Genomic DNA, 8,692 nt, shown 5'->3' with positions numbered 1-8,692 from the left:
CCGTGAGCGCGGCGATCGCCGCGGCCGCCTTCCGGTACCCGTGTCGGGACACCCTGCCACCCCTCATGTCGTTCACCCGTGCCGCGCGTCGGGGGAGGGTGCCCGGAATCCGGGTACCCGCCCCCTGCCGTTCCTCAAGGAACCCGAACGTCAGCCCCAGAGCTTGGCGTTGGCGTCCTCGGTCGTCCGGTAGCTCTGCGCGGCCTGCTCCAGCGAGGTCGCGATCTGCGCGCAGGCCTGCTGGAGGTCGTTGGCCTTGGCGTCCCACTTGGCCTGGTGGGCCTGGTAGCCCTGCTGGGCGGCACCCTGCCAGCTGGTGGCGATGCGGGTGACGTTGCCCTTGAGGTCGTTCAGCAGGTGGTCGATGCGGCTCGCCGAGGCCTTGACCTCCTCGGCCGCCTGGTGAACGGTCTGGAAGTTGACGAGAATGTGGTCGGACACGTTGTCTCCCTTGACGAGGGCGCGGAGCGCCGCGCGGTCAGTGGCGGACGCTCCGCAGAGCGGTGGAGCGGGGCAGAACGGCGGTCGGCGCGGGTGCGTCGATCAGCGCGAGTGCGGTGATCAGCCCTGGGCCGCGGAGAACATCGCCTTCTGCTCCTCTTCGGTGCTCGCGTAGTGCTTGGTGGTCAGCTCGATCGCGTGCTTGATCGCGTTCAGCGATTCCTTGAGCGCCGCGATGTCCTCGTTGACCCGGTTCTGCAGGCTCGTGTAGGCCGTCGCGGCCGTGCCCTGCCAACCGCCGGTGATGCCGGAGACCGTGCTGATCAGCTTGTTCTTCTCAGCCTCGATCTTGCCGATGGCCTCTTCGATCTGCTTGGCGAATGCCAGCATCTCCTGCGCGGTCATCGTGAACTGACCCTGAGCCATGCTCCACCGTCCCCCATGAGACAACATTTGCGTGTACGGAGGGCCCTGCGGGCCGACCGCCGCCATCACCGGTGTGATGTCCAGCAGCACTGTAGTCGGCACACGCAGCTCGCCCAACATCGATCACCGAGTAGTTACCAGACCATGACACTGAGGCCAATTCGGTTGCCGCGCTTGGCCCGTCAGGCGTTCTGCGGCTGAACGGCGCCCGTCGCCGTCAACGGCGGGCCGGCCGGAACCAGGTTCGACCACTCCTTCGGCACCGGCAGCGGCCGGACCCCCTGGTAGCCCAACCGGGCCTGGTTGCCGCCGGGTTCCTCCGGCTGGCGACCGGGATCCTGGGCCGTGGCCCCGGGAGTCGGCGTGGCAGCGGCCGACGGGGTCGGCGGCTTCGGGGTGCCGCTCTGGCCGGGCTGGGGCGAGGCGCCGGGGCGCGGACCGCCGTCGCCGTTGGACGGGACGGAGTAGCGCAACCCCGTCTCGGTGATCAGGAAGTCGGTTCCGGAGCCGGCGGCCGAGTGGTCCAGCGAGCGGTAGAACAGACCGTGACCGGGGGTCACGTACGCCGCCCCGGCGCCGTTGTTGTACGGCGCGGGGTACGAAGTCCCGGCCCAGACGCTGCGCTTGGCCGTGGTGCCGTCCTCGGCGACGCCGTCGTAGGTGCTGCACACGACCATCCGGGCGTCCTGGCGGTCCTGTTGGTTGTTCACCGGCGCGCCGGTCTTCAACGGCCAGTCAGCCACGGTGCCCTTCAGCGGCGCGTCGACGCCCCACTGGGCGTTGTCGGCCGGGGTCATCTCGTCGCTGCGCGGCTTCTTGTCCTGGTCGTACTTGTAGAGCATCTGGAACGCCGGGTTCTGCCGGATCAGGTCCGCCTGGAACGGCGTGACCAGGTACAGCTGCTCCTTGCCGACCACGTAGTGGCGGTCCTGGTAGTGCACCAGCCGGCCGACCCGGCGGTCGGCCTGGTTGCTCAGCTCCACCTTGGAGTTGGCGCCCTGGCTGTCGGCGACCCCGTCGACCTGCGGGAAGGTGACCGGGGTGGCGTCCACCAGGGTCTCCAGCCAGTCCCGCTTGACCCGCTGCGGCACCGCGTTGGGCCCGAACACCGCGGTGATCAGCGCCTTGCGCTCCCTGTCGTCCGACTGCGGGGAGCCGATCAGGTGCCTGCGGCCCTGCGCGTCCACCAGGTACACGGCCGCACCCGCGGCGGCCGGCTGACCCGGCACCGGCGCGGCCGAGACCTGCTGCTCGTCGGCCTGCTGCACCAGCAGCAGCTGGTCCGGGCCGAGCATCCGGTCCTTGGCCGCCAGCGCCGTCGCGTCCGCGCCGGCCGCCACGAACACCGCCTGGTTGACGGTCTCCTGCTTGTCGTCCGAGCCCGGACGGTCGCACACCGCCCACTTCATCGGCTTGCTCGCGTTGTCCGTGGTCGGCAGCTTGTCCGGCGCGTACGGGATGCCGATCGTCGGCCCGTGGTTCGGGTACCGGTCGAGCACCCCGTCGTCCACCACCACGACCTTGGCGCCCGCGGGCAGCACCAGCCGCGCCGAGGACATGTTGAGCACCTGGTGCAGCCGCTTGGTCTTCTGGTCCTGGTCGATGAGCACCACGTACCGGGTCGTCGACTGCTTGCCCTGGATGATGTTCTTGCCGTCGTCCCACTTCACCGGCGCGCTCGGCTTGAAGACCCCCCAGAGCCCGAACCCGGCCACGAACACCGCCCCGGCCAGCACACTCGGCAGCACCGCCTTCACCGGACGCGGCGCGTCCTCGTCACTGCCGCCGCCGGCGGGCAGCAGGAAGGCGCCCACCGTGCGCTTGCGGGCGAAGGTGTACGCGTTCAGCTCGTCCCGGCGCGATGCCATACCTCGTCGTCCCCCTTGTCAGACGTTGTCGGGCGTTGTCAGACCGACCGGCCCCGTGGTCACCCGCCGGGCACGAACCGGCGCGAACCCTCTACGATGCGGCAGCAGACGGTGAGTACGGTACGGGTACGGTCCGCGACACAGCCAGCCGGGCCGCGACAACGGATCAGAGAGGGCCACCGGGGGATGCCAAGCCAGACCGCTCCAGGACGCCGCCGCAGTGCGGGCGGCGGGAGGCCGCGCCGGTCCGGCCGGGCGCAGCACAGCGCACCGGCGAACGAGACCGGACCGGGGACCGGGACCGCCGGACCGCAGCCGAGGGGCGGCGGGGCCGTCCAGGTCCGGGTCAACCCCCGACCGGGGCTGCTCGCAGGGCGGTTGAAGCTCCAGCAGCTCGTCCTGGTCGAGGTCGCGGCGGCCCTGGTCGCGGTCGGCTGGACGATCAGCCGACCGGTCGCGGCCGGCTTCGGCGCGGTCGCGCTGGTGCTGCTCGTGCTCGCGCTCGTCCCGGTGCGCGGCCGCACCGTCCCGGAACTGCTGCGGGTCCGCGCCGCCCTCAAGTCCCGCCGCAAGCAGGCCAGGACGCTGCTGCCGCCGGCCGGCACCGACCCGGCGCTGGCGCCGGCGCTGGAGCTCGAACCGGGGCTGCGCACCTGCACCCACGCCACCGAGGCCGAGTTCGGCGGCCGCCCGGTCCGCCGGGAGACCGGCATGGTCGGCGACGGGACCTTCCTCAGCTCGGTGCTGCTCGTCCAGGCCAAGGACCAGCCGCTGCGCCCGGTGCGCACCGCCCTGCCGCTGCCGCTGGACGTGATCTGCTCGGCGCTCACGGTGGACGACATCACCCTGGAGTCGGTGCAGCTCGTCCAGCACACCCAGCCCGCCCCGGCCCAGCACCTGCCCGAGCAGTCGCTGGCCGCCCGCGCCTACCGCGAACTGCCGGACGGCACCGCCACCCCCGGGCTGCGGCTGACCTGGATCGCGCTCAAGCTCGACCCGGAACGCGCGGCGACCGCCGTCCGCGCCCGCGGCGGCGGCGAGGAGGGCGCCCGCAAGGCGCTGCAGCGGGTCACCGACCAGCTGGCCGGCCGGCTCAACAGCGCCGGCTTCAACGCGACCGTGCTGGACGAGCGCGAGCTGATCGCCGCACTGGCCATCGCCACCTGCGCCAACCCGATCGCGGTGGCGGGCCGTCAGGGCACCGGCAGCGGCGGCGGCACCACCCGCCGCACCCAGGAGGGCAACCGGTTCTGGCGGATCGACGACCGCTGGCACACCACGTACTGGATCTCCCGCTGGCCGCAGCTGAGCCGCCCCGGCGGCGCCCCCGGCCGGGTCGCCGCGCCGGACCTGGTCAACCTGATCACCGGTTCCCCGGCCCTCGCCAGCACCTTCAGCCTGACCGCCGGGCACGGCACCGGCGGCTCGGTGACGGTCAGCGGGCACGTGCGGGTGACCGGCCGCAACGAGAGCGAGGTCGGCCAGATCGGCCGCCAGGTGGAGAGCCGCGCCCAGAGCACCGGGCTCGGCCTGGTCCGGCTCGACCTGGAGCAGGCCCCCGGCATGCTCGCCACCCTGCCGCTCGGAGGGGCTTCCTGATGGCGTACCAGACCTACCCCACCGCCGGCCCGCAGCCCGGCGCCGAGCAGCGCCGGACCCGGCCGCGGATCCTGCCCGGCTTCGGGCTGCGCGGCCCGCGCCGGGAGAAGCACGTGCTGGAGCCGGCCGACCTCGCGTCGCTGGCCTTCCCGGTCGGCGACGACGGCGTGGTGATCGGCGTCGACCCGCAGGGACTGCCCGCGGTGCTCGGCCTGTTCCGCCCGACCTCGTACGACCTGGTGCTGGTCGGCGGCATGTGGACGGCGCAGGTCATCGCGCTGCGGGCGGCCGCGATCGGCGCCCGCGTCGCGGTGGAGACCGCCCGCGGACAGCTGTGGGGTCCGATGGCCCAGGCGGCCGGCGGCGGCCAGCCGTGCGTGACGGTCCACCAGGTCGGCCGGCTCGGCCCGCAGGGCGCCTCGGTGGCCTCGCCGGTGCTGGTGGTGCGCGACCTCGGCGCCCGCCCGCCGCGCAGCCGGCTCTCCGCCGCCCCCTGGCAGACCACCCTGACCCTGCTGCCCTACCTGGGCCCGAACGCCTCCCGGGTGCTGAACGCGGCCGACCTGGTCGGCGTGCAGCGGATCTCGCCGCAGGAGGCGGAACTGACCGGCCGGATCCTGTCGCTGCCGCCGGAGGACGTGGCCGCCCTGCCCACCCTCGGCGACGACCTGACCCTGTGGGCCACCAGGATGCGCCGCCAGTACGTACGGGCCGTGGCCGGGCAGGCCGAACAGCAGGTGCTCGGCGGGCCGCGCCGGATGGACTGAGCGCCGGCCCGCCGCACCGGGCGGGCCGGCGGGGATGCGAAGCCGCCTTCAACGGGGGTTGCCGTACGGCCTAGTCTTTGATGTGGCAACGGCACCGCTGAGAAAGCGGCGGCGAACACGAGGGAGCCAGAGTGAGCAGCGATCGGGACGGCGTCTACGTCGGCGACAACGCGGCGGAGGACGACGACGACTGGTCGGACGCGCCTGACTACACTCCCCCGTCCTGGTACGTCCAGACCGAGCCCGCGGCGGCCGCGAACGCACCGGCTCCGAACGCACCGGCGGCGGGCGCTCCGACGACTCCGGGCGCTGCCTCCGCGGCCGCGGCACCCGGTGCCCCGACGCCCGCCGCTGCTCCGGCGCAGGCCCAGCAGGCCCAGGCCCCCCTGCCCGCTCCGGCGCAGCAGCAGGCCGAGGCTCCGGTGCCCGGCCAGGCCGCGCCCCCGGCGGCCGAGGCCGTGCCGGCCGCGGTCCAGCCTCCGGCACCCTCGCCGGCACCCGCTCCCGTGCCCGCGGCGCCCGCCCCGCCGGTGCAGGCCGAGGCGCGGCACGTCCCCTTCCCGGCGCCCTCCCCGACTCCGCCGGTCCCCGAGCAGCCGCAGCCCGGTGCCCCGGCGTGGGCGCTGCCGGAGGCCGCGGCGCAGCAGCCCGTCCCGCAGCCCTACCCGGCGCCGCCCGCCGCGACCGCGGTGCCGGGACAGCCCGTCCAGCCGCAGAACTTCGCGCAGCCGCCGGTCCAGCCGGCCCCGCCGCAGCACCCCCAGGACCCCCAGGGCCCGGCGGCGGCCTGGGACCCGCAGGCCGCGTGGGCGGCCCAGCAGGCGCAGCAAGCGCAGCAGGCGCAGCAGGCCGCCGTCCCGCCGCAGCCCGGTCCGGTGCCGCAGCCCGGCCCGGTGGACCCGCGCCAGGGCGGCTGGCCGCAGCCCGCCGCGTACCAGCAGCCGGCCCAGCCGCAGCCCGGTCCGCAGGGCCAGCCCGGCCAGCCCCTGCCCGGCCAGGCGTGGCAGCAGCAGCCGCCGCAGGCCCCGCAGCCCAGCGCGTTCCAGCAGGCCGCCGCCCCGCAGCAGACGGCGCACGGCGCGCCGCTCGGCTACACCGCCGCCGTCGAGCTGTCCTCGGACCGGCTGCTGCGCAGCCAGCCCAAGCAGCAGCGCCAGCAGCCGCGCTTCCAGTTCGGCGGCAAGGCCGCGGCGGCCGAGAAGGCCCGCCGGCTGGAGATCATCCGCACCCCGGTGATGAGCTGCTACCGGATCGCCGTGATCAGTCTCAAGGGCGGTGTCGGCAAGACCACGACCACCACCGCGCTCGGCGCGACCCTGGCCAGCGAGCGCCAGGACAAGGTGATCGCGATCGACGCCAACCCGGACGCGGGCACCCTGGGCCGCCGGGTCAAGCGCCAGACCGGCGCGACCATCCGCGACCTGGTGACGGCCATCCCGCACCTGCGCAGCTACATGGACATCCGTCAGTTCACCTCGCAGGACCTGAACTCGGGCCTGGAGATCCTGGCGAACGACGTCGACCCGGCGGTCTCGACCACCTTCAACGACTCGGACTACCGCCAGGTGATCGACGTGCTGGGCCGCCAGTACCCGATCATCCTGACCGACTCCGGCACCGGCCTGCTGTACAGCGCGATGCGCGGCGTGCTGGACCTGGCGGACCAGCTGATCATCGTCTCCACCCCCAGCGTGGACGGTGCCTCCAGCGCCTCGACCACCCTGGACTGGCTCTCCGCGCACGGTTACGCGGACCTGGTGCAGCGCAGCATCACGGTGGTCTCCGGGGTGCGCGAGACCAGCAAGATGATCAAGGTCGAGGACATCGTCGCGCACTTCCAGACCCGCTGCCGCGGCGTGGTCGTGGTGCCGTTCGACGAGAGCCTGGCGGCCGGTGCCGAGGTCAACCTCGACATGATGCGGCCCAAGGTCCGCGAGGCCTACTTCGATCTGGCCACCCTGGTCGGCGAGGACATCGTCCGGGCCCAGCAGGCCGCCGCCCAGCAGGCCGGCTGGCAGCAGCAGGCCCAGGCGCAGGCGCAGGCCCAGCCGGCCTACCAGCAGTCGAGCGGCCCGCAGCCGTACGCCGACCCGCAGCAGCAGCCCCAGCCGTACCCGCAGCAGGCCGGCCAGCCCGCCCCGGGGGCGCCGTGGGCCCCGCAGCCCGGCCAGGCCCCGCCGCCCCCGCCCGGGTACGGCTACCCGCAGCAGCCCGCTCCCGGGGCGCCCTGGGGGCAGCAGCCGGGACCGGGCTACGGCTACCCGCCGCAGGCGCCCCAGCAGTGAAACGGCGGAAGGGGCCCACCGACCTGGTGTCGGTGGGCCCTTCCGGCGTTGCGGCGCTCAGACGCCGTCGGTCAGCTCACGGGCCCGCTTGACGTCGTCGGCCATCCGGTCCAGCAGCGCGTCGATGGAGTCGAACTTCTCCATCCCCCGCAGGTAGGCCAGGAAGTCCACGGCCACGTGCATCCCGTACAGGTCCAGGCCGACCCGGTCGATGGCGTAGGCCTCCACGGTACGGGCGGTGCCGTCGAAGGTCGGGTTGGTGCCGACCGAGATCGCCGCCGGCATCCGCTCGCCGTCCGCCGTCAGCCAGCCCGCGTACACGCCGTCGGCCGGGATCGCGCTGTGCGGCACGGTCTCGACGTTGGCCGTCGGGTAGCCCAGCTCGCGGCCGCGCTGCGCGCCGCGCACCACCACGCCCTCGACCCGGTGCGGGCGGCCCAGCACCTCGCCCGCGCCGGCCATGTCCCCGGTCTCGACCAGCCGGCGGGTCAGGCTGGAGGAGAACGGCTCGCCGGCCCCGGCCGTACCGCACACCTGGAGGTCGACCACCTCGACCTCGAAGTCGTCCGCCCGGCCCAGCTCGCCGAGCAGCTCGACGTTCCCGGCGGCCCGGTGGCCGAAGCGGAAATTGGGGCCCTCGATGACGACCCGCGCGCGCAGCGCGTCCACCAGCACCTGCCGGACGAAGGTCTCCGGGGACTCCTGGGAGAACTCCGTGGTGAACGGCAGCACCAGCACCGCGTCCACGCCCAGCTCCGCGATCAGCTCGGCGCGGCGCGGGTGCGGCGCGAGCAGCGGCGGGTGGCTGCCCGGCCGGATGACCTCGCGCGGGTGCGGGTCGAAGGTCACCACGACCGCCGGGAGACCGAGTTCGCGGGCCCGCTCGACCGCCCGCCCGATGATCAGCTGATGCCCGCGGTGCACCCCGTCGAACGAGCCGATGGTGACGACGCTGCGTCCCCAGTCCCCGGGGATCTCCTCCAGGCCACGCCAGCGCTGCACCTGACCGCTCCTTGTTCCGTACGGCGCGTACCCTCTGTACGCTCAAACGCTCAAAACCCGAACCCCTATAGCGTGCCATGCGCCTGCCCCGGCTCAGGCACCGGAATACGGGTTGAGCCCGCCGAGGGCCCCGCCGCCCGCCCGGACACGGCCCGCTCGGCCTCGGCGGCGGCGTACTGAGGGTCCCGTCCGGCCGCCGTCAGGGCCCGCATCCGGGCCAGTCGGGGGCCGTCCGGGGCGGTCGGCGCTGCGCCGGACGGCCAGCGGGCGAGCAGCCGGGCGAAGGCCGCCGACCGTCCGGCGC

General features: G+C 74.2%; 8 protein-coding genes. 3 read left to right on the top strand and 5 right to left on the bottom strand.

Annotated features, from left to right (window positions below; translation table 11 throughout):
• Window positions 1-150 precede the first annotated feature (150 nt).
• The 3 genes from ACFVGO_RS37370 to ACFVGO_RS37360 form a co-directional block, all read right to left on the bottom strand.
• Window positions 151-441, bottom strand: a complete 291-nt coding sequence (locus ACFVGO_RS37370; RefSeq protein ID WP_359911624.1) for a WXG100 family type VII secretion target — start codon at window positions 439-441, stop codon at window positions 151-153.
• 120 nt (window positions 442-561) lie between these two features.
• On the bottom strand, window positions 562-987 hold the full coding sequence (locus ACFVGO_RS37365; RefSeq protein WP_380351394.1) for a WXG100 family type VII secretion target: 426 nt from the start codon (window positions 985-987) through the stop codon (window positions 562-564).
• A 62-nt stretch (window positions 988-1,049) separates the two neighbouring features.
• Complete coding sequence (locus tag ACFVGO_RS37360; RefSeq protein ID WP_359911630.1) at window positions 1,050-2,735, bottom strand: type VII secretion protein EccB; 1,686 nt, start codon at window positions 2,733-2,735, stop codon at window positions 1,050-1,052.
• Window positions 2,736-3,113: 378 nt separating this feature from the next.
• Here ACFVGO_RS37360 and eccE point away from each other — a divergent pair, with 378 nt between their 5' ends.
• The 3 genes from eccE to ACFVGO_RS37345 all read left to right on the top strand — a co-directional run bounded on the left by eccE (window position 3,114) and on the right by ACFVGO_RS37345 (window position 7,386).
• Window positions 3,114-4,334: a type VII secretion protein EccE gene (eccE, locus tag ACFVGO_RS37355; RefSeq protein ID WP_359911633.1), complete on the top strand. Its 1,221-nt coding sequence runs from the start codon at window positions 3,114-3,116 to the stop codon at window positions 4,332-4,334.
• On the top strand, window positions 4,334-5,101 hold the full coding sequence (locus tag ACFVGO_RS37350; RefSeq protein WP_359911636.1) for a hypothetical protein: 768 nt from the start codon (window positions 4,334-4,336) through the stop codon (window positions 5,099-5,101). Before eccE ends, ACFVGO_RS37350 begins: the two co-directional genes overlap by 1 nt.
• Before the next feature lie 131 nt (window positions 5,102-5,232).
• On the top strand, window positions 5,233-7,386 hold the full coding sequence (locus ACFVGO_RS37345; protein ID WP_380636622.1) for a MinD/ParA family protein: 2,154 nt from the start codon (window positions 5,233-5,235) through the stop codon (window positions 7,384-7,386).
• Between the two features lie 57 nt (window positions 7,387-7,443).
• Here ACFVGO_RS37345 and ACFVGO_RS37340 read toward each other — a convergent pair whose 3' ends face one another.
• Together ACFVGO_RS37340 and ACFVGO_RS37335 are read right to left on the bottom strand one after the other, a co-directional pair.
• On the bottom strand, window positions 7,444-8,388 hold the full coding sequence (locus ACFVGO_RS37340) for a bifunctional riboflavin kinase/FAD synthetase (protein ID WP_359911642.1): 945 nt from the start codon (window positions 8,386-8,388) through the stop codon (window positions 7,444-7,446).
• Window positions 8,389-8,453: 65 nt separating this feature from the next.
• Window positions 8,454-8,692: hypothetical protein (locus ACFVGO_RS37335; protein ID WP_380636620.1), on the bottom strand; the 239-nt coding region annotated here is incomplete at its 5' end.

This window comes from Kitasatospora sp. NPDC057738 (genome assembly GCF_042798815.1).
Classification (GTDB): Bacteria; Actinomycetota; Actinomycetes; order Streptomycetales; family Streptomycetaceae; genus Kitasatospora; species Kitasatospora lactacystinica.
Note: the sequence above shows the minus strand (reverse complement) of the source record. Positions and strands in the feature narration are given on the sequence as shown.